This window comes from Bradyrhizobium sp. URHC0002, assembly GCF_054059515.1.
In genome coordinates, this window is record NZ_JBSSCF010000001.1 from 5,093,598 (window position 1) to 5,112,789 (window position 19,192).

Genomic DNA, 19,192 nt, shown 5'->3' on the forward strand with positions numbered 1-19,192 from the left:
CGTGCCGGCGAGGATCAGTCTGGTCGAGCGCGCCGGACCCGGATACGCTTCGGCCCAACCATGCACGTCAGGGAGAAGCAAACATGAGCAAGCTCGAACATCTCAGGCCAAGCGGACTTCACCACAATCCGGCTTACTCCCACGTCGTCGTCGCTTCGGGTGCGCGCACGATCTATATCGCGGGACAGGTATCTACCGACGATGAGGGACGGGTGGTCGGCGAGGGTGATCTGGCCGCGCAGACGACCCAGGTGATGCACAATATCGGCCTGGCGCTGAAAGCCGCCGGTGGGAGTTATGCTGATATCGTGAAGATCACCACCTTCGTCGTCGGCTACAGACCGGAGCTCCGTCCCATCATCGGCAAGGCGCGCTCGGTGTTCTTTGAAGGCATGGAGCCGCCGGCGAGCACGCTCGTCGGTGTAACGGCGCTTGCGGCCCCTGAGTGGCTGATCGAGATTGAGGCCGTGGCCGTCGTCGATTGACGCCTCTGCATCCACGCCGTCATTGCGAGCCACCGGGTCGCGCGAATGCGCGCCCGATGACAGGCTCCGCGAAGCAACCCATCTCTCCGCTTGTGGCGCTATGGATTGCTTCGCGGCGCTCGCTTGCGCAAACGCTTCGCGTTTGTCGCAGGCAATGACGGGAAGAGGCCGGTGCGCTACTCCTCCTCATCCTCTTCCTTCGCCGGTCCCTTGTACGCGATGCCCCTGATGACAGCGGCATTGCCGAATTTTTTCCGCAAATCATCCATCGCGCGCTCGGCATGGGCCGAGCGGCGGTCGAGCATGTCGGTGTCGTCGGCCAGCGATCCCTCGCGCAGCGCGCTGACGCCGGTGCCGATCAGGCGGAAGGCGGTGCCGTCGATCTCCTTCGCCAGCATTTCGCGCGACACCGCAAAAATCTTCGCGGCGAGCTGCGTCGGCGCCTGGATTGATTGCGAGCGGGTTCGTTGCCTGAAATCCGCGGTCTTCAGCTTCAGGGTGATGGTGAGGCCTGACAGATCGCCGCTCTTCAGTCGCGACGACACTTTTTCGGACAGCCGCCACAGCACCTTTTCCAGCGTTGCAAAATCCTTGATGTCGTTCTCGAACGTGGTCTCATTGGAAATGGTCTTGGCGCCGCGGTCCGGCACCACGCTGCGGTCGTCGATGCCGCGCGCCAGCCGCCACAACCGGCGGCCTTCGCCGCCGAACTGCTTCATCAGCTCGACTTCGTCGGCGCGCTGCAGGTCCGCAATGGTGCGAAAGCCGCGCTGCACCAGCTTTTCCTGGGTCGCGGGGCCGACGCCGTAGATGAAGCCGACCGGCTTGTCCGCCAGCATCTCGCGCGCCCCGGCCTGGTCGAGGGTGGCAAAGCCGCGCGGCTTGTCGAGGTCGGAGGCGATCTTGGCCAGGAACTTGTTGCAGGACAGGCCGACGGATACCGTGATCCCGATGTCACGCTCGACGTCGCGGGCAAAGCGCGCCAGCACCTTTGCCGGAATCATGCCGTGAACGCGTTGCGTGCCGGCCAGATCCAGGAACGCCTCGTCGATCGACAGCGGTTCCACCAGCGGTGTCAGCGTCTGCATGGCATGCCGCACCTCGCGGCCGACGCGGACATATTTCGCCATGTCGGGCGGGATTACGGCAGCTTGGGGGCACAGCGCCAGCGCCTTGAACATCGGCATCGCCGAGCGCACGCCATAGGTGCGCGAGACGTAGCAGGCGGCCGATACCACGCCCCGCTTGCCGCCGCCGATGATCACGGGCCTGTCGGCGAGTTCCGGATTGTCGCGCTTCTCCACCGTGGCGTAGAACGCGTCGCAGTCGATATGCGCCAGCGTAAGCGAGGGCAGGGCGTGGTGGCGGACGAGGCGCGGGGAACCGCATTCGCCGCACCGCCTGGCCTTGATATCGAGGTCGCCGAGGCAATCCCGGCAGAAAGCGCGCGGACCGTCCAAGGATACCGCGGGCGCGCTCACGGCACGTCGCGCTCCCAATGCGGGTCGCCCAGCACCTGGCGGGCGGCGGCGATATTGGTCGGGTGCAGTTGCGAAGCGCTCGCAAACGCCTTCACGGTTGCATCGTCGCGCAGCACGAAATCCAGCACCGAAGCCAGAAATTGCGGGTCGGCCGCGGCCGTGCGCAGCGTCTCCGGGCCGATGCCGCTTTCGGCCAGGAACAGGCCGAGCCTTTCAGGGTCGCCGGCAATAAAACTCAGCGCCTGAACTGCAACGATTTCAGCCACTTCGCGGGGGTTGTGAACAGGCTTTTTCAATATCTGGGTTTGCCTTTCCGTTAACTTATGGTGTCTAGTTTGGAACCATCATGCCCGAGTCTGTTGAGTGTGTTCAAGCAAGTGGAAACCACTCCGCAAAAGTTGGTGCATCGATTTAACGGCTTAGAGCGAAATCTGACGCTAGTTTGAATTCACTTTTCGACAGGGAAGGCGTCGGTACGCAAGCGTACTGAAAGGCCGGATCTGTTTCCTGGGATGAGGGGAGGGACGGGATGGCAAAAACCGTCCTGATCGTGGAGGACAACGAGCTCAACATGAAGCTCTTTCGCGACCTGTTGGAAGCGCATGGCTATCAGACCTCGGGTACCAGCAACGGTTTCGAGGCGCTCGATCTCGTCCGCAAGCTGCGCCCGGACCTGATCCTGATGGATATCCAGCTTCCGCAAGTATCCGGCCTCGAAGTGACGCGCTGGATCAAGGACGATCCGGAGTTGCGCGCCATTCCGGTGGTTGCGGTCACGGCATTCGCGATGAAGGGTGACGAAGAGCGCATCCGCGAGGGCGGCTGCGAGGCGTATCTGTCCAAACCAATTTCCGTCGGCAAGTTTATCGAAACCGTGCGGCGTTTTATCGGGTAGGAGTGAGTTTCGATGTCTGCGCGTATCCTTGTCGTCGATGACGTCCCAGCGAACGTCAAGCTTCTGGAGGCCCGTCTGTCGGCCGAATATTTCGACGTGCTGACGGCTTCCAACGGAGCCGAGGCGCTCGACCTCTGTTCGCGCTCCGAATGCGATATCATCCTGCTCGACGTCATGATGCCCGACATGGACGGTTTCGAGGTCTGCCGCCGGCTTAAATCCAACCCGGCCACCCATTTCATTCCCGTCGTGATCGTCACCGCGCTGGACAGCCCGTCTGATCGCGTCCGCGGGCTGGAAGCCGGCGCCGACGATTTTCTCACCAAGCCGGTGTCCGACATCGTCCTGATCGCGCGCGTGCGTTCGCTCACGCGGCTGAAGATGATGACCGACGAGCTGCGGATGCGTGCCATCACCTCGCTCGAGATCGGCATGGAGGCGCCCGAACGCAGCGCGATCGCCGACAAGGGCGTCGGCGGGCGAATCCTGCTTGTCGACGACCGGCCATCGTCCTACGACCGGCTGGCGCCAATCCTTTCTGCCGAGCACACGATCGACGTCGAAATCAATCCGGCGGAGGCGCTGTTTCACGCCGCCGAGGGCAATTACGATTTGCTGATCGTTTCACTCAGCCTGGAAAATTACGACGGGCTGCGACTGTGCAGCCAGGCGCGCTCGCTGGAGCGCACCCGCCAGTTGCCGATCCTCGCGATCTCCGATGCCGACAACAATGCGCGGCTGCTGCGTGGGCTTGAAATCGGCGTCAACGATTATCTCCTGCGTCCCGTCGACAAGAACGAATTGCTGGCGCGGGCGCGCACCCAGATCCGCAAGCGGCGCTATACCGACCATCTGCGCGACAACGTGCAGAACTCGATCGAAATGGCGATCCTCGACGCGCTGACCGGCCTGCATAACCGCCGCTACATGGAAAGCCATCTTTCGACGCTCGCCGAACAGGCCTCGAGCCGCGGCAGGCCGCTCGCGCTGATGATCCTCGATATCGACTTCTTCAAGTCCATCAACGACACCTACGGCCATGACGCCGGCGACGACGTGCTGCGCGAATTCGCGGTGCGCATCCGCAAGTCGATCCGCGGCATCGACCTCGCCTGCCGCTATGGCGGCGAGGAGTTCGTCATCGTGATGCCGGAAACCGATATCCAGGTCGCCGGCATGGTCGCCGAGCGCCTGCGCCGCTCGATCGCCGGCGAAACCTTTGCGGTCAACAAGGGCACCAAGCGCATCGACGTCACGATCTCGATCGGGCTGGCGACGCTGGACCACAAGGGCGAGCCGGTCGCCGACGTGCTCAAGCGCGCCGACGTGGCGCTCTATCGCGCCAAGCATGACGGACGCAACAGGGTGGTTTCGACCGCGGCCTAGCTGTCGTCCCTGCGAACGCAGGGACGACGATAGATCGGGGGCTGCCTCAGGCGACAACCTCGGCGCCTTGCTTCACCGTCTCATACGCCAGCCGCTTGAACTCGAACGAGAACGGATGGACGAACGCCATCTGGCGCTGCGCCATCATCACGCCGGCCATGTTCCGCTTCGGCGAGATCCACCACTGCGTGCCCGCCACGCCCCCCCAATAGAATTCGCCGGCGGCGTCGGGATGATCGATCGGCGATGGCTTTTGGATCAGGCTGCCGGCGAGCCCGTGCACCTTGCCGGGCTGTTCGCCCATCATGGCAAAGCGGATCCACTGGCCCTCGGGCAATTGGTTGGTCATCATCGACGCAATCGTCTCAGGCTTGAGCAGGGTTTTGCCGCCGGGCAGCAGGCTTCGGATCAGCGCCACCATGTCATGCAGTGTTGAAACCAGGCCGCCGCCGCCATTGAGCCGTTCGATCGGGCTCAGATAGGCGCCGGGGAACGGGGCGTTGTCGGTTCGGGTCAGGCCCGGCTTCATGGGCTCCATCAGGTCCGCCCCGGCATAGTAGGCGACCAGGCGGTTCTGGTTCTGCTGCGGAACGACAAATCCGGTGTCCACCATGCCAAGCGGATCGAGGATGCGCGCCTGGATGAATTTATCGAAACCCTGGCCGCTGATCACTTCGACCAGCCGCGCCACGACGTCGATGGCGAGCGAATATTCCCACGACGTGCCCGGATGGTAGATCAGCGGCAGATCGGCCAGCACATCCACCATTTGCGCCAGCGTCGTCCTGGGATTGTGCACGCCGCGCTCGTTGAGGGCCTTGAAGATGACGGTGCCCGGATCGAAAAAGCCATAGCTCAGGCCGGAGCTGTGGCTAAGCAGTTGACGGATGGTGATCGAGCTCTTCGCCGGCTCCGTGTCATCAATTGACGTTGCGCCCGGGCGCAGGACTTTTCGATTTCCGAGTTGCGGAATAAACTTTTCGATCGGGTCGTCGAGCCTGAGTTTGCCTTCCTCGAACAGCAGCAGCGCCGCGCACGAGGTCACCAGCTTGGTGTTGGAAAATACACGGAAGATGTGGTCGGTGCGGAGCGGCACCTGCGCTTCCTTGTCGGCCCATCCGACGCAATTCACGTCGACGAGGTCGCGCCCGACCATGACCGCCCAGGAAATGCCTGAGAGCAAGTTGTTATCGACGTAGCGTTGCATCGCCGCCTGCGCCGGTTTGAAATTGTAACCGTTGGCGGTGACTTTCAGGTCTTCCATGGTCGCTCCCTAGGCTTCCGCGGTGTCGTCCCTGCGAACGCAGGGACCCATAACCACCGATGTTCTTTGCTGCAAAAGGTAACTACCACATCGCCTAACTGAAAGGCCACGGCGTATGGGTCCCTGCGTTCGCAGGGACGACGGCGGAGAGGGCCTTCAAGAGTCCGGCCTTGACGGCCGCTTTTTTGCCACGCGCTTGTTCGTGGCTGCACTCCCACCCACCTTCACCCCCGCATTCATCAACAGCACCGTCGCCGCTTCCTTTGCCGCCCGCGCCATCGCCGGATCGTTGCGGACGAGGTCCTGCGCGATCGAGCCGTCGACCAGCAAGGCAAGCTGCGTCGCCAGTGCGTCCGCATCAGTGACGCCGAGCTGCACCAGCAGGTCGCGAAACCGGAGGCGGCGGCTTTCCTTGAAGGCGATGGCAACCTTTCGGACCGACCGGTCTTCGCCGAGTTCGGCAACCGCATTGACGAAGGGGCAGCCGCGAAAATCCTTCGCCGAAAAACGCCGCTCCAGCGAATCGAAGGTGCCGAGAATCTGCTCGACCGGCGACTTGTCGGATGGACGCGGCGCCACGAAGCGGCGCGCCAGATAGGCCGAGATCAGCGCATCCTTGGACGGAAAATGATTGTACAGCGTGCGCTTGCTGATGCCGATTTCGGCCGCGATGGTGTCGACGCCGACCGCGCGAATTCCCTGCAGATAGAACAGCCTGTCTGCGGTTTCGAGAATCCGGTCCTTCATGTCGGGTTTGGCGGGCAGGGTAGCCATGCGAATGCGTGGGTCACCGTTAGCTTGACAGCAGCGCGCCCTTTATAGCCTAGTTACACAGGTCTGTGTACCTATTTCAGATATCAATTGCAGGACGCGGCATTCGAATCGCGCCCCTGGGGAGAATAAAAACAATGGCCCTGCTGCAAATCCTGCGGCCCACGCTTCCCATCCTGATCGGCGCCTCCATCATGCTCACGATCAGCATGGGCCTGCGACAATCGCTCGGCCTTTTCATGCAGCCGCTGACGCAGGACATCCGGATTTCGGTGTCCGATTTCACGCTGGCGCTCGCGGTGCAAAATCTCGCCTGGGGATTTTTGCAGCCGTTCGCCGGCGCGCTGACCGTGCGCTACGGGTTTCGCGCCATCATGGTGGCGGGCGCGCTGCTCTATGTCGCGGGCCTTGGTTTCATGGCGGGCGCGAACGGTTTTCTCAGCGTCATGATCGGCGGCGGCGTGTTGATCGGCACGTCGCTGGCCTGCACCGCGGCGGCCATCGCAATGTCGGTTGCGGCCCGCGCGGTGCCTGTGTCGGTGCGCTCGACGGTGCTCGGCCTGGTGTCGGGTGCGGGATCGCTCGGCGCGCTGCTTTCGGCGCCGCTCGGCCAGATCCTCAACGAGGGCTACGGCTGGCGGATGGGGCTCGCAGGCTTTGTGGTGCTGTCGCTCCTGATGCTTCCCGCCGCCTGGTACGCGGGCAGGGTGGACAAGATCCCGTTGCCCAAGCCCGCGGATGACGAAATCGACAACTCTTCGGCCAGCGTCGCGACCAGAATCGCGTTCTCCAACGCTTCCTTCGTGGTGATGACTGGCGCCTATTTCGTCTGCGGCATGCAGCTCGTGTTTCTCACCACGCATCTGCCGTCGTACCTTGCGATCTGCGGGCTGGACCCGATGCTGAGCGCGCAGACGCTCGGCATGATCGGCGGCTTCAACGTGCTCGGCAGTATCTTCTTCGGCTGGGCCGGCCAGCGCGGGAACAAGCTTGCGCTGCTCGGCGGCATCTACATCTTCCGCTCGATCGCACTCGCCTGGTATTTCACGCTGCCGCCGACGCCGGCGACCACGCTCTTGTTCGGCGCCATCATGGGCTTTCTGTGGATGGGCGTCGGCCCGCTGGTCGCGGGCGCGGTCGCGGAGATGTTCGGCCTGAAATGGCAGGCGATGATCCAGGGGCTCGCCTTCATGAGCCACCAGGTCGGCAGTTTCCTCGGCGCCTTCGGCGGCGGGGTGCTGTACGACGCGCTCGGCTCCTACACCATGGCGTGGCGGATCGGCGTCGCACTTGGGCTGGCGGGCGGCATCATCCAGGTCGCGTTCGCGCTGATCCGGCCGAGCGGGCCGCCGCTGGTGGCGGCGAGATAGAACATGATCCGGCAAGTGACACCGGTCCCGGCGTTCGCAATTTCGAACTATCATCTCGAAATTGACCGATAACCGGACCTACCGTGGACATAGCGCCTCCGCTCGAATAGCCCGTATACGAAATCGTTGCTTTGGCTTAGGATAAAACGGCATTGCGGTCTGCAAGATAAGAAATAATCTGTGATTGCTTCCTTTGATTTGGGGGAGACATGCACGATTTCTTCAATCTGGGCGACCTGCACAATCCCGTGACGCCTGATGAAAATGTCGCATTGATCGACTGCCGCGAATGGGAGAGCCCGCGCACACTATCTCACGGCGAGATCGACCGGCACGTGGATGCGAGCGCAAGAGCGCTCGGGAAGCGCGGTCTCGCGCGCGGCGATCGCATTGCCATCCTTTCCCTTAATCGCGCCGAGGTCCTGATCGCATACTTCGCGATCATGCGCGCCGGTTTTGTGGCGGTTCCTGTAAACATCAAGTTTCCCCGTGAGACGATTGCTTTCGTCCTTGATGATGCAGAGATCAAATTTGCGTTTTGCGACGCGGCTGGACGCGCGCTGCTGCCGGTGGGGCTACCTGTGGTCGATTTCGACGCTTCGGGCCCTGGCAGCTTTGCAGACTTCCTTGATCCTGGCGCCTTCGAGACCATCCGCCCAAAGCCCGGCGAAACGGCGATGGTGCTCTACACCTCCGGCTCGACCGGCCGTCCCAAGGGGGTGCCCTTGTCGCACGATGGCCAGCTTTGGGCGGTGCGAACACGTATTGGTGCGGGCGACCAGAGTCGTCAACGGATGCTGGTGGCCGCTCCACTGTTCCACATGAATGCACTTGGAATGGCCAAGTTCGTGTGTGCAGCGGGTGCGAGCATGGTCCTCCTGCCGCAGTTTAACGCGCGGCGCTATGTAGAAGCGATCGGCCGGTTCAAGGTGACTTGGCTAACGTCGGTTCCTACCATGCTGGCGCTGGCCTTGCGGGAGCGTGAGGCTCTTGCGCAAACAGATCTGTCTTCCGTGCAGTTTGTGCGCACTGGCTCAGCGCCGATCACGCAATCGCTGATCGATGAGGTGAACGGCGTATTTGCGAACACGCCGCTCGTCATTGGCTACGGTACGACGGAAACGGGGCCCATCGCGTTCGGCCCACGGCCTGGTTGCGCCAAACCCGACATCGCCCTTGGTTGGCCGCTTCCCGGCGTCGAAGTTCGGCTTGTCGGGCCGGATGGCGAAGAGACAACAGAAGGTGAGCTTTGGATTCGCACGCCGGCCAACATGTCAGGCTATCTCAACCTGCCGGCGAAAACGCGGCAAGTGCTGACAGACGATGGGTGGTACAAATCCGGTGACGTCCTTCACCGCGACGCAATGGGCGCCTACACGTTCGTTGGCCGCACTGATGACATGTTCGTGTGCGGCGGCGAGAACATCTATCCGGGCGAGATCGAGAGTATGCTTGAGCGGCACGACGATATCGCGCAGGCCTGCGTTGTGCCGGTGCCTGACGAGATCAAGGGTGCCAAACCGATCGCTTTTGTTGTGCTCAGACCGAACGCGCATCTGACCGAGGACGAGGTCAGGCGCTATGCCCTCGACAACGCGCCCGCCTACCAGCATCCGCGCGGCGTCTTCTTCATGGCGGAGCTGCCCCTTGCCACGACCAACAAGGTCGATCGCAAGGCGCTCGGCCTGGTCGCCCGCGAACACTGGTCGCCATCCGCGTGGCGGCGTAGTTCAGGGACGACGCCATGAAAGCTGCAGTTATCTACGAGCATGGCGGTCCGGGCTCGATCCGCTACGAGGCCGATTTTCCGGACCCCGAACCTGACCGCGGCGAAGTCCTCGTGCGGGTGAATGCAACGGCTTTGAATTACCACGATATCTTCACGCGGCGCGGTATGCCCGGGATAAAGGTGCCGATGCCGTGCATTATGGGCATCGATTTCACAGGCGAGATTGCAGCACTCGGAGCTGGCGTTGACGACTGGACGGTCGGCGATCGCGTGATGATCGATCCGGTTGACCGGGTCGGGGGTGGCGGCTTGATCGGGGAGGTGCGGCCCGGCGGCCTCGCCGAGTATTGCGCCGTGCCGACCCATAACCTCGTCAGGTTACCGGCCGGCATAGCTTACGAACTTGCTGCCTGCCTTCCGGTCGCATACGGCACGGCGCTGCGCATGATGGTCACCATCGGTCAGGTGAAAGCAGGCGAGAAGGTCCTGATCCTGGGCGCCTCGGGCGGCGTTGGTACCTGCTGCGTTCAACTCGCAAAGCTTGCCGGCGCGGAGGTGATTGTGTGCGCATCGAGCGCCGACAAGCTGAGGCGACTCAAGGAGCTCGGCGCAGATCACGGCATCGACTACTCGAAAGAGGATTTCGTGAAATGGGTTTATTCCAGATACGGCAAGCCGCACCGCCGCAGCTTTCGTGACGGTGTTGACGTCGTTGTCAACTTCACCGGTGGCGACACCTGGGTACCCTCGCTCAAGACGTTGCACCGGCAGGGAAGGGTCCTGACCTGCGGCGCAACCGCCGGGTACGACCCTAAGGAGGATCTGCGCTTCATCTGGACCTTCGAGCTCAACGTCCGAGGCTCCAATGGCTGGATGCGAGAGGATCTGACGTCTCTGCTGGATCTCCTCGGCTCCGGCAAGCTCACGCCGGTCATCGACCGGGAGATGTCCCTGAAAGACACCAACGAGGCCATCCGATTGCTGGAAGATCGCGCCGTATTCGGCAAGGTCATCGTGAGACCATGACCAACGCAGCCGCGAAGCTCTCCGCAGTCGATGTGCAGGCGATCTTCGATCGCTCGCCATTCATCGGCTGGCTCGGGCTAAAGGTTGTGTCCCTCGACCATGAGCTGCAAGAGATCACGATCAGGATGGCGATGCGGCCGGAACTCGAGCGGCGCTCTGGCACGGGGCAGTTCCACGGAGGCCCGATCGCTGCGTTCATCGATATTGCCGGGGATTTTGCAATCGGCATGCTGGCTGGTGGCGGCGTGCCGACGATGAATTTTCGGACCGACTATCTGCGGCCGGCGATCGGCGAAGCGCTCACCGCCGTCGCTCGCGTGCGGCGCGCGGGAAGGACAGCCGCAATTGTTGACGTCGAGGTTTTCGACGATGGCAAGAAACTGGTTGCGCTTGGTCGCGGAACATATTCGAGCACGACGGGCTAAGCGGACCGATTGCAAAGTCACAGGCCGCAGAATCAAAAACGGGGCCGCGGGGCCCCGTTCAAAATCCGTCAGCGAAGCGCTTACGAATTACTTGATCTTCGATTCCTTGAACTCGACGTGCTTGCGCGCGACCGGGTCGTACTTCTTCTTGACCAGCTTGTCGGTCATGGTGCGCGAATTCTTCTTGGCGACGTAATAGAAGCCGGTATCCGCCGTGGAAACGAGCTTGACCTTGATGGTGACCGCTTTGGCCATGTTCAGAACCTCAAATAGGGGGATATCAGGCGCCGGCCAAATCGGCCTGCATTTGCGCGCAACCTAGCTTCTGATCGCCCAAAGTCAAGGTTTTCGGGGCAAATACTGCCCCGATTCGAGGTGATTAACCCTCAAAGAACCGGTTTTTCGGCCTCGGCAGCCCCAAATTCTCCCGCAGCGTCCGGCCCTCATACTCTGTCCGGAAAATCCCGCGCTTCTGCAGTTCCGGCACCACCTTGTCGACGAAATCGTCTAGGCCTGCCGGGAGGAACGGGAACATGATGTTGAAGCCGTCGCTGCCACGGCTCATCAGCCAATCCTCCATCTGGTCGGCGATGGTTTGCGGCGTGCCGACGAATGACAGCCCGCCATAGCCGCCGACGCGCTGGGCGAGCTGGCGCACCGTGAGCTTGTCGCGCGCGGCAACATCGACCAGCCGCTGGCGGCCGCTCTTGCTGGCGTTGGTCTCGGGGATCGGCGGCAACTGCCCGTCGGGATCGAAGCCGGAGGCATCGGTGCCGAGCTGCACCGAGAGCGAGGCGATGGCGCTGTCGTAGTGCACCATGCTGTCGAGTTTGGCTCGCTTCTCCTTGGCTTCGTCAACGCTGTCGCCGACCACGACGAAGGCGCCGGGCAGGATTTTCAGATGCTCGGGGTTGCGGCCGATCTTCTCCATGCGGCCTTTGATGTCTGCATAAAGCTTCTGCGCGTCGGCGAGAGGGCCGCCACCGGTAAATACGGCTTCCGCCGTTTCCGCCGCGAGCTGCTTGCCGTCCTCCGATGCGCCGGCCTGCACGATCAGCGGCCAGCCCTGGACCGGGCGGGCGATGTTGAGCGGCCCGCGCACGGAGAGATATTTGCCCTTGTGATTGAGCACGTGCATTTTCGCAGGGTCGAAAAAGAGCCCGGCCTCGACATCGCGCACGAACGCGTCATCGGCAAAAGAGTCCCAGAGACCGGTGACCACGTCATAGAACTCGCGCGCCCGCTTGTAGCGCTCGGCATGCTCCATGTGGTCATCGAGCCCGAAATTGAGCGCAGCGTCCGGATTGGACGTAGTCACGATGTTCCAACCCGCCCGTCCACCGCTGATGTGGTCGAGCGAAGCAAAACGCCGGGCGACGTGATAGGGCTCGTCAAACGTCGTCGATCCCGTCGCGATCAGGCCGATATGCTCGGTGGCGCCGGCCAGCGCCGACAGCAGCGTGAACGGCTCGAACGATGTCACCGTATGGCTGCGCTTGAGCGCATTGACCGGCATGTTCAGCACGGCAAGGTGATCGGCCATGAAGAAGGCGTCGAACTTGCCGGCCTCCAGCTTCTGGATCAGTTGCTTGATGCGGGCAAAATTGAAATTGGCATCGGGCCAGGCGCCGGGATAGCGCCACGCGCCGGTGTGGATGGAGACCGGCCGCATGAACGCGCCGAGCTTGAGTTGCCGCTGTGCCATTGCCCCGTTCCGTAGCTGTTATTGTTGGGGAACAGATAGGGAGGCGACCAGGGCAGCGCCATTAGGCGGTATCGAGAAGAATTTTGCAATTTAAGGCATTGGGGGAGGATATTTGCCGTGACATCAGTCCCGTCATTCGGGAGAGAGCGGGGGCTAAGCCCCCAGCACGTCCTTCTGCATCTTGCCGCCGTAGAAATGGAAGAACGGCACCGGCGCATCGTGTTTCAACGGCCCGGTGGCAAGGCGGCGGTCGAGTTCGGTAAGCACGTTCTTGGTCATGGCATGCGCGTCGGCGAGCGGCTGCGAGCCGATCTCGACCCACACCAGTTCGACGAGTTCGGCGTCCGCATGGATCACGCCTTCGACGCGGTGGGCGATGCTGGAAGCATCAGCCGTGAAAAAGCGCGTGTCGAAGCGGCGGACGCGGCCGGGCGGGGTGATCGCGCGCGCGATCAGGAACAGGCTGGACGGATCGGGCAGCAGCCCCGCTTCCGTGAACGGCTTCCAGGCGCCTTCGAGCTTCACCGGCTTGTCGACCTTGCGGCCGAGGCAAAGACCGGTTTCCTCGCAGGCCTCGCGGATGGCGGCAACCGCGAGCGCGCGTGCCCGGGATGCTACGATCTTCGGACTGCCTTTGAGCAGGTTGGCCTCGAGCTCTCCGGAAATCGGAGCGGCAACGGGAATGCGATTGTCTGATTTGTCGACACGGCCGCCCGGAAAAACATATTTGCCCGGCATGAACACCACCTTGTCGTGGCGCTTGCCAACCAGCACCTTCGGCTTGTCGCCGGAGCGGTCGATCAGGATCAGCGTCGCGGCATCCTTCGGCCGGAAATAGGGATGGTGATCGGCTTCTTTTCCTTCGATTACGGCGGTCGCAGCTTCGCTCATTCCATCCCCATTTTGGTGCTTCTTGTTGTTTCCGGTTTAGCTAGACCGGCGGAATGTCGCCAGGGGCATTCTCGTCAAAGCCATGCATGCGCAATGCCCATTGGAAGCCGACCACCGCGCCCTTGACCGGCTGCAACAGCAGCAGCGACATGGTGAACGTCAGCGGCAGGTAGATTGCCAGTTGCAGCCACACGGCGGGCGCGTAATTGGTCTCGATCCACAGCACCGCCGGTACCACGATGTGGCCGACGACGACGATCACGAGATAGGCCGGCAAATCATCGGCGCGATGCGGCGTGAAATCGAGCCCGCAGACCGAGCAATTATTGGCGGTCTTCAGAAAGGCGCGAAAGAGCTTGCCTTCGCCGCAGCGCGGGCAGCGGCAGCGAAAGCCGCGCTTCATCGCGGTCCAGAGGTCGCGCTTCTCGCCCTTTACGGAATCACGGGTCCAGACTGTCGTCGCGGGGCTCACCGTTTCCATGACTTGCCTTTCTTCGGTTTGCCGGGCTTTGGCCTGCTCGGCTTGCGATCCTTCTTGCGCGGACTGCGGCCGGGATGGGCCTTCGATGGTGTGGCCTGCGCTCTCGAACCTTCGCGCCCGCCATCGCGTTTTCTGCCACGCGGAATGACCTTGCCTTCAGATAATAGCTCGAACCGCAGCGCGCCAGCTACTGGGGCAGCTTCTACCAGACGGACGTCGACGACGTCCCCCAATCGATGCATGGCACCGCTGCGTGTGCCGACCAGCGCGTGGCGGGTTTCGTCGTAATTGAAATATTCCGTTCCCAGCGTGCGGATCGGTATCAGCCCGTCGGCGCCGGTATCCGAAAGCTTCACAAACAGCCCGGCGCGGGTCACGCCGGAAATACGCCCCTGAAAACTTGCGCCAATGCGGTCGGCGAGGAAATGCGCGATCAACCGGTCGGCGGTCTCGCGTTCCGCCTTCATGGCGCGGCGCTCGGTCACGGAAATCTGCGCCGCGACTTCGCTTAAGCTTTCCAGCGTCTCAGTCTCGGGCAACGCGCCTTCGCCGAGGCCGAGCGCGCGGATCAGCGCGCGATGCACGATCAGGTCGGCGTATCGCCTGATCGGCGAGGTGAAATGCGCATAGCGGCGCAGGTTGAGGCCGAAATGGCCGTAATTCTCCGCCGAATATTCCGCCTGCGCCTGCGAGCGCAGCACCACCTCGTTGACCAGCGGCTCGTAATCCTCGCCGCGGACCTGGCCGAGCACACGATTGAACAGCGCAGGCCGCAACGCGCCGGTTTTGGCGAACGGCAGATCGAGCGTCTTCAGGAATTCCTGGAGGTTATGAACCTTCTCCTGAGATGGTTCGTCGTGCACCCGGTAGATAAGCGGCAACGCCTTCTTTTCAAGCATTTCGGCCGCGGCGACGTTGGCGAGGATCATGAATTCCTCGATCAGCCGGTGCGCGTCGAGCCGTTCGGGCACGACGACACGATCGACTGACCCGTCAGCCTTGAGCAGGATTTTTCGTTCGGGCAGATCGAGATCGAGCGGATCGCGTTCGTCGCGCGCGAGTTTTACCAGCGCATAGGCTGTGTAGAGTGGCTTCAGGATCGGTTCCAGCAGCGGGCCGGTGGTATCGTCGGGCCGTCCGTCGATCGCGGCCTGCGCCTGCGCGTAATTCAGTTTGGCCGCCGAGCGCATCAGCACGCGATGAAAGCTGTGCGAACGCTTGCGGCCGTCGGGCCCGATCACCATCCGCACCGCGAGTGCGCCGCGCGGCGCGCCCGGAACCAGCGAACAGAGATCGTTGGAGATGCGCTCCGGCAGCATCGGCACCACGCGGTCGGGGAAGTATACCGAATTGCCGCGCGTGAGCGCATCGCGGTCCAGCGCCGAGCCCGGCCGCACATAAAACGCGACGTCGGCAATCGCGACATGCACGATGTAGCCGCCTCTGTTGTTCGGATCGGGGTCAGGCGCGGCATGCACCGCGTCGTCATGATCCTTGGCGTCGGGCGGATCGATGGTGACGAGCGGCAGATCGCGCCAATCCTCGCGGCCTTTCAAACTGGCAGGCTGCGCGTCCCCGGCTTCGCGCACGGCACTCGGCGAAAACGCTTGCGGAATTTCATGGGCGTGGATCGCGATCAGGCTGATGGCCTTCTCGCTCGAAAGAGATCCCAGCCGTTCCTTCACCTTGCCGGAAGCGAGGCCATAACCGCGCGTGCGAACGAGATCGACGCTGACGAGATCGCCGTCCTCGGCGCCGCCGGTATCCGGTGGCGCAATGTTCAGTTCACGCCCCGCCTGTTTCTTGTCGACGGGAACGAGCCGGCCGCCACCGCCCGGAGCCTTTCGGAAGATGCCGAGTAGCCGCGTTCGCGCGTGATCGAGCACCTTGATGACGCGGCCGCGATAAAGCGCGCCTTCGCCCTCGTCCAGCCTCTCGACGCGCATCAGTGCGCGGTCGCCGACGCCGGCGGCCGTTCCCGGCTGCGGGCGGCGCGGCACGTGAATGCGGATTTTTGGCGCGGGGCCGCTTTCCTCGGTGTCCCATTCGGTGGGAGTTGCGAGCAATTCGCCGTCGGTGTCGCGGCCGGTGATGTCGGCGACCACGGTCGGCGGCAGGGTGGCGGGTTCGTGGATTTTCCGGCCCCGTTTGGCGACGGTGCCGTCGTCGGCGAGTTCGCGCAGGATGCGCTTCAGCTCGATGCGATCGGCGTTCTTCAGGCCGAACTCGCGGGCGATTTCCCGCGTGCCGATCTTGCCCGGATTCGCACGGATGAAGGCGACGATGGCGTCCCGGCTTGGAAAACCATTGTCGTGTTTTCTCTTCACTTATCCCCGGGCCTTGCCCGCGCTCTTCTTCGCAGGCGTCTTGGGTGCAGTGGCGGGCTTCGCCGCCGATGTCTTGGCGGCGGACGCGACCGGCGCGCGTGCCTTGCTAACGGCTTCCGATTTCGGCTTTGCAGCGGCCTTCTTCGCCGCCGCCTTCTTGGCCGGTTTTGGCGCGTCGGGATCGGCAGCTTTATCAGCCGCCTTCTTGGCGGCGGCCTTCTTCGGCGCGGCCTTCTTCGCGCCACGCTTCGGCTTGCCGCCGCCCTTGGCGGCGCGCTCGTCGATCAGCGCGATGGCCTCGGCGAGCGTAATCGTCTCCGGCGTCTTGTCGCTCGGGATCGTGGCGTTGACGCCGCCGGCGGTCACGTAGGCGCCATAGCGGCCGTTCTTGACAGCAACCCCGCCAAGGCTCGGATGCTCACCGAGCGGCTTGCCCGGATCGGCGCCGAAGCGGCGGCCGCTCGGGCCCTTGGCGATCTTTTCCGCGATCAGCGTCACTGCGCGATTGAGGCCGATGTCGAACACCTCATCGCCGGCTTCCAGGCTCGCATAGGTCTTTTCGTGCCGCACGAACGGGCCAAAGCGCCCGATGCCGGCGGTGATCGGTTCACCGGTCTCCGGATGTTTTCCGATTTCGCGCGGCAGCGACAGCAGCTTTAGAGCCAGTTCGAACTCCATGTCGCCGGGCGACATGTTTTTCGGGATGCCGGCGCGCCGGGGCTTTTCACCCTCGGCGTAATCCTTTTGTTCGCCGAGCTGGATGTAGGGACCGAAGCGTCCGGCCTTCACAGTCACGTCGAGATCGGTTTCAGGGTCCTTGCCGAGCACGCGGTCGGCGCTGGCTTCGCTATCAGCGGCGAGCGGGCGGGTGTAGCGGCATTCCGGATAGTTCGAGCAGCCGACGAAGGCGCCGAACTTTCCGGCCTTAAGATTGAGCTTGCCGGTGCCGCAGGTCGGGCACTGCCTGACGTCGCCGCCGTCCGCGCGCGCGGGATAGATGTGCGGCCCCAACATGTCGTCGAGCGCATCCAGCACCTCGGAGACGCGCAGATCCTTGATGTCGTTGACCGCGCCGATGAAGCCGGCCCAGAACTCCTTCAGCACCTGCTGCCAGGAAATCTCGTTGTTGGAGACGCGGTCGAGCTGTTCTTCCAGCGCGGCGGTGAAGTCATACTCGACATAGCGCGTGAAGAAATTCTCCAGGAACGCGACCACGACGCGGCCCTTGTCTTCGCCATGCAGCCGCTTCTTCTCCAGCTTGACGTAGCCGCGGTCCTTCAGCACTTGCAGGATCGAGGCGTAGGTCGAGGGACGGCCGATGCCGAGTTCTTCCATCCGCTTGACCAGCGACGCTTCGGAGAAGCGCGGCGGCGGTTCGGTGAAATGCTGGGTGACGGCGAGATCCTGGCGCTTCAGCGCTTCGCCCGCGCTCATGGCGGGGAGGCGGCGTGAATCCTCGTCGTCGCCGTCGTCGTCCTTGCCTTCCTGATAGAGCGCGAGAAAGCCGTCGAACTTCACGACCTGGCCCGAGGCGCGCAGTTCCAGCAGGCGGGAGCCGGCCTTCGCCGCGATATCGACGGTGGTGCGTTCGAGTTCGGCCGATTCCATCTGGCTTGCGATGGTGCGGATCCAGATCAGCTCATAGAGTTTGGCCTGATCAACATCGAGACGCCGGCGCATCTCGGCGGGCCGGCGCGACAGATCGGTCGGGCGGATCGCTTCATGCGCTTCCTGCGCGTTCTTGGCCTTGGTCTGGTATTGGCGCGGCGCGTCGGGCACATAGGCTTGGCCGTAATCCTCGCCGATCACCTTGCGGGCCTGCGTGATCGCGGAGCCGTCGATCTGCACGCCGTCGGTTCGCATATAAGTGATGAGGCCGGTGGTCTCGCCGCCGATATCGATACCCTCATAAAGCCGCTGCGCGATCCGCATGGTGTGCGCCGGCGCAAAGCCGAGCTTGCGGCTGGCTTCCTGCTGCAGCGTCGAGGTGGTGAAGGGCGCCTGCGGATTGCGGCGTGCGGGTTTTGCTTCGACGGTCGTAACCGTGAAGTTCGCGGCCTCGATGGCCTTTTTGAGGTCTTCGGCTTCGGCGCCGGAGCCGATGTCGAGACGCTGGATCTTCTTGCCGTCGGCGCCGACGAGGCGGGCCTCGAAGGCATCGCCGCGCGGCGTCGTCAGCGTTGCGACCAGCGACCAGTATTCGCGGGGTACGAATTTTTCGATCTCGAGTTCGCGGTCGCAGACCAGCCGCAGCGCGACCGATTGCACGCGCCCCGCCGAGCGTGCGCCCGGCAGCTTGCGCCACAACACCGGCGAGAGCGTGAAGCCGACCAGATAGTCCAGGGCGCGGCGCGCCATATAGGCGTCGACCAGCGCGCCGTCGATCTGGCGCGGCGACTTCATCGCATCGGTCACCGCCTGCTTGGTGATGGCGTTGAACACCACGCGCTCGATCTTCTGATCCTTCAGCGCGCGCTTCTCTTTCATGACCTCCAGCACGTGCCAGGAGATCGCTTCGCCCTCGCGATCAGGGTCGGTTGCGAGAATCAGCCGGTCGGCGCCCTTCAGCGCCTTGGCGATGTCGTTGAGTCGGCTGGCCGCCTTGGGATCAACCTCCCAGATCATCTGAAAATTCGCGTCCGGATCGACGGAACCATTCTTGGCGGGGAGGTCGCGGACATGGCCGAACGAGGCCAGAACCTCGTAGGAGGCGCCCAAATACTTGTTGATAGTCTTGGCTTTCGCCGGCGACTCCACGATGACGATATTCATGTCATTCCAATGGCTTATGGGAAGGGATCAAGGCGGGTTCCGCGAGACTCGCGGCCCCCCGATTGGACCCGAACATGGGTGGTGAGGCGGCCCCTGTCAAATCTACAAATGCCGTCGGGGACCCTTTGGGGGCGACTTTATATCTAACGAGTTACGAAATGCGCCCTAGAGTTGCGCCCCCAAA

17 protein-coding genes are annotated in these 19,192 nt (G+C 63.0%); 7 read left to right on the forward strand and 10 right to left on the reverse strand.

Features of this window, described 5'->3' with window-relative positions:
- Positions 1-83 precede the first annotated feature (83 nt).
- Complete coding sequence (locus ACVWVY_RS24780) at positions 84-485, forward strand: RidA family protein (protein WP_456628823.1); 402 nt, start codon at positions 84-86, stop codon at positions 483-485.
- Between the two features lie 176 nt (positions 486-661).
- Here ACVWVY_RS24780 and ACVWVY_RS24785 read toward each other — a convergent pair whose 3' ends face one another.
- Both ACVWVY_RS24785 and ACVWVY_RS24790 read right to left on the reverse strand, forming a co-directional pair.
- Positions 662-1,966, reverse strand: a complete 1,305-nt coding sequence (locus tag ACVWVY_RS24785) for a DNA polymerase IV (protein ID WP_456628824.1) — start codon at positions 1,964-1,966, stop codon at positions 662-664.
- Positions 1,963-2,262 (reverse strand): DUF3572 domain-containing protein, encoded by a 300-nt coding sequence (locus tag ACVWVY_RS24790; RefSeq protein WP_213252042.1) that lies wholly within the window; start codon positions 2,260-2,262, stop codon positions 1,963-1,965. The genes ACVWVY_RS24785 and ACVWVY_RS24790 overlap by 4 nt, the downstream gene beginning before the upstream one ends.
- A gap of 233 nt (positions 2,263-2,495) precedes the next feature.
- Here ACVWVY_RS24790 and ACVWVY_RS24795 point away from each other — a divergent pair, with 233 nt between their 5' ends.
- Together ACVWVY_RS24795 and ACVWVY_RS24800 are read left to right on the forward strand one after the other, a co-directional pair.
- Positions 2,496-2,861, forward strand: a complete 366-nt coding sequence (locus tag ACVWVY_RS24795) for a response regulator (protein ID WP_027538546.1) — start codon at positions 2,496-2,498, stop codon at positions 2,859-2,861.
- 12 nt (positions 2,862-2,873) lie between these two features.
- Entirely contained in the window at positions 2,874-4,247 is a 1,374-nt protein-coding gene (locus tag ACVWVY_RS24800) for a PleD family two-component system response regulator (protein ID WP_456628825.1), read from the forward strand.
- A 46-nt stretch (positions 4,248-4,293) separates the two neighbouring features.
- On the opposite strand, the gene ACVWVY_RS24805 is transcribed toward ACVWVY_RS24800, so the two are convergent.
- Together ACVWVY_RS24805 and ACVWVY_RS24810 are read right to left on the reverse strand one after the other, a co-directional pair.
- Positions 4,294-5,511 (reverse strand): serine hydrolase domain-containing protein, encoded by a 1,218-nt coding sequence (locus ACVWVY_RS24805; RefSeq protein WP_456628826.1) that lies wholly within the window; start codon positions 5,509-5,511, stop codon positions 4,294-4,296.
- A 156-nt stretch (positions 5,512-5,667) separates the two neighbouring features.
- Complete coding sequence (locus ACVWVY_RS24810) at positions 5,668-6,285, reverse strand: TetR/AcrR family transcriptional regulator (protein ID WP_456628827.1); 618 nt, start codon at positions 6,283-6,285, stop codon at positions 5,668-5,670.
- A 134-nt stretch (positions 6,286-6,419) separates the two neighbouring features.
- Between ACVWVY_RS24810 and ACVWVY_RS24815 the strand changes: the two genes are divergently transcribed.
- The 4 genes from ACVWVY_RS24815 (at position 6,420) to ACVWVY_RS24830 (ending at position 10,832) form a co-directional block, all read left to right on the forward strand.
- Positions 6,420-7,652 (forward strand): MFS transporter, encoded by a 1,233-nt coding sequence (locus tag ACVWVY_RS24815; RefSeq protein ID WP_456628828.1) that lies wholly within the window; start codon positions 6,420-6,422, stop codon positions 7,650-7,652.
- A 209-nt stretch (positions 7,653-7,861) separates the two neighbouring features.
- Entirely contained in the window at positions 7,862-9,400 is a 1,539-nt protein-coding gene (locus ACVWVY_RS24820) for a class I adenylate-forming enzyme family protein (RefSeq protein ID WP_456628829.1), read from the forward strand.
- Complete coding sequence (locus ACVWVY_RS24825) at positions 9,397-10,407, forward strand: zinc-binding dehydrogenase (RefSeq protein ID WP_456628830.1); 1,011 nt, start codon at positions 9,397-9,399, stop codon at positions 10,405-10,407. The genes ACVWVY_RS24820 and ACVWVY_RS24825 overlap by 4 nt, the downstream gene beginning before the upstream one ends.
- Complete coding sequence (locus ACVWVY_RS24830; protein ID WP_456628831.1) at positions 10,404-10,832, forward strand: PaaI family thioesterase; 429 nt, start codon at positions 10,404-10,406, stop codon at positions 10,830-10,832. Before ACVWVY_RS24825 ends, ACVWVY_RS24830 begins: the two co-directional genes overlap by 4 nt.
- A gap of 87 nt (positions 10,833-10,919) precedes the next feature.
- Here the strand turns inward: ACVWVY_RS24830 and rpmG are convergent, their stop codons facing one another.
- From rpmG to topA, 6 genes are all read right to left on the reverse strand, one after another.
- The gene (rpmG, locus tag ACVWVY_RS24835; protein WP_027537094.1) at positions 10,920-11,087 is read right to left on the reverse strand and encodes a 50S ribosomal protein L33; all 168 of its coding nucleotides are present in this window, start codon (positions 11,085-11,087) and stop codon (positions 10,920-10,922) included.
- A gap of 124 nt (positions 11,088-11,211) precedes the next feature.
- A complete protein-coding gene (locus tag ACVWVY_RS24840; RefSeq protein ID WP_456628832.1) occupies positions 11,212-12,537 on the reverse strand; it encodes an LLM class flavin-dependent oxidoreductase in 1,326 nt (441 codons plus the stop codon).
- A 153-nt stretch (positions 12,538-12,690) separates the two neighbouring features.
- The gene (locus ACVWVY_RS24845; RefSeq protein ID WP_456628833.1) at positions 12,691-13,428 is read right to left on the reverse strand and encodes an NUDIX hydrolase; all 738 of its coding nucleotides are present in this window, start codon (positions 13,426-13,428) and stop codon (positions 12,691-12,693) included.
- 40 nt (positions 13,429-13,468) lie between these two features.
- On the reverse strand, positions 13,469-13,909 hold the full coding sequence (locus ACVWVY_RS24850) for a DUF983 domain-containing protein (protein ID WP_456628834.1): 441 nt from the start codon (positions 13,907-13,909) through the stop codon (positions 13,469-13,471).
- Positions 13,897-16,236: a ribonuclease R gene (rnr, locus tag ACVWVY_RS24855; RefSeq protein WP_456628835.1), complete on the reverse strand. Its 2,340-nt coding sequence runs from the start codon at positions 16,234-16,236 to the stop codon at positions 13,897-13,899. The genes ACVWVY_RS24850 and rnr overlap by 13 nt, the downstream gene beginning before the upstream one ends.
- Complete coding sequence (gene topA / locus ACVWVY_RS24860) at positions 16,237-19,008, reverse strand: type I DNA topoisomerase (RefSeq protein WP_456628836.1); 2,772 nt, start codon at positions 19,006-19,008, stop codon at positions 16,237-16,239.
- Positions 19,009-19,192: the final 184 nt, after the last annotated feature.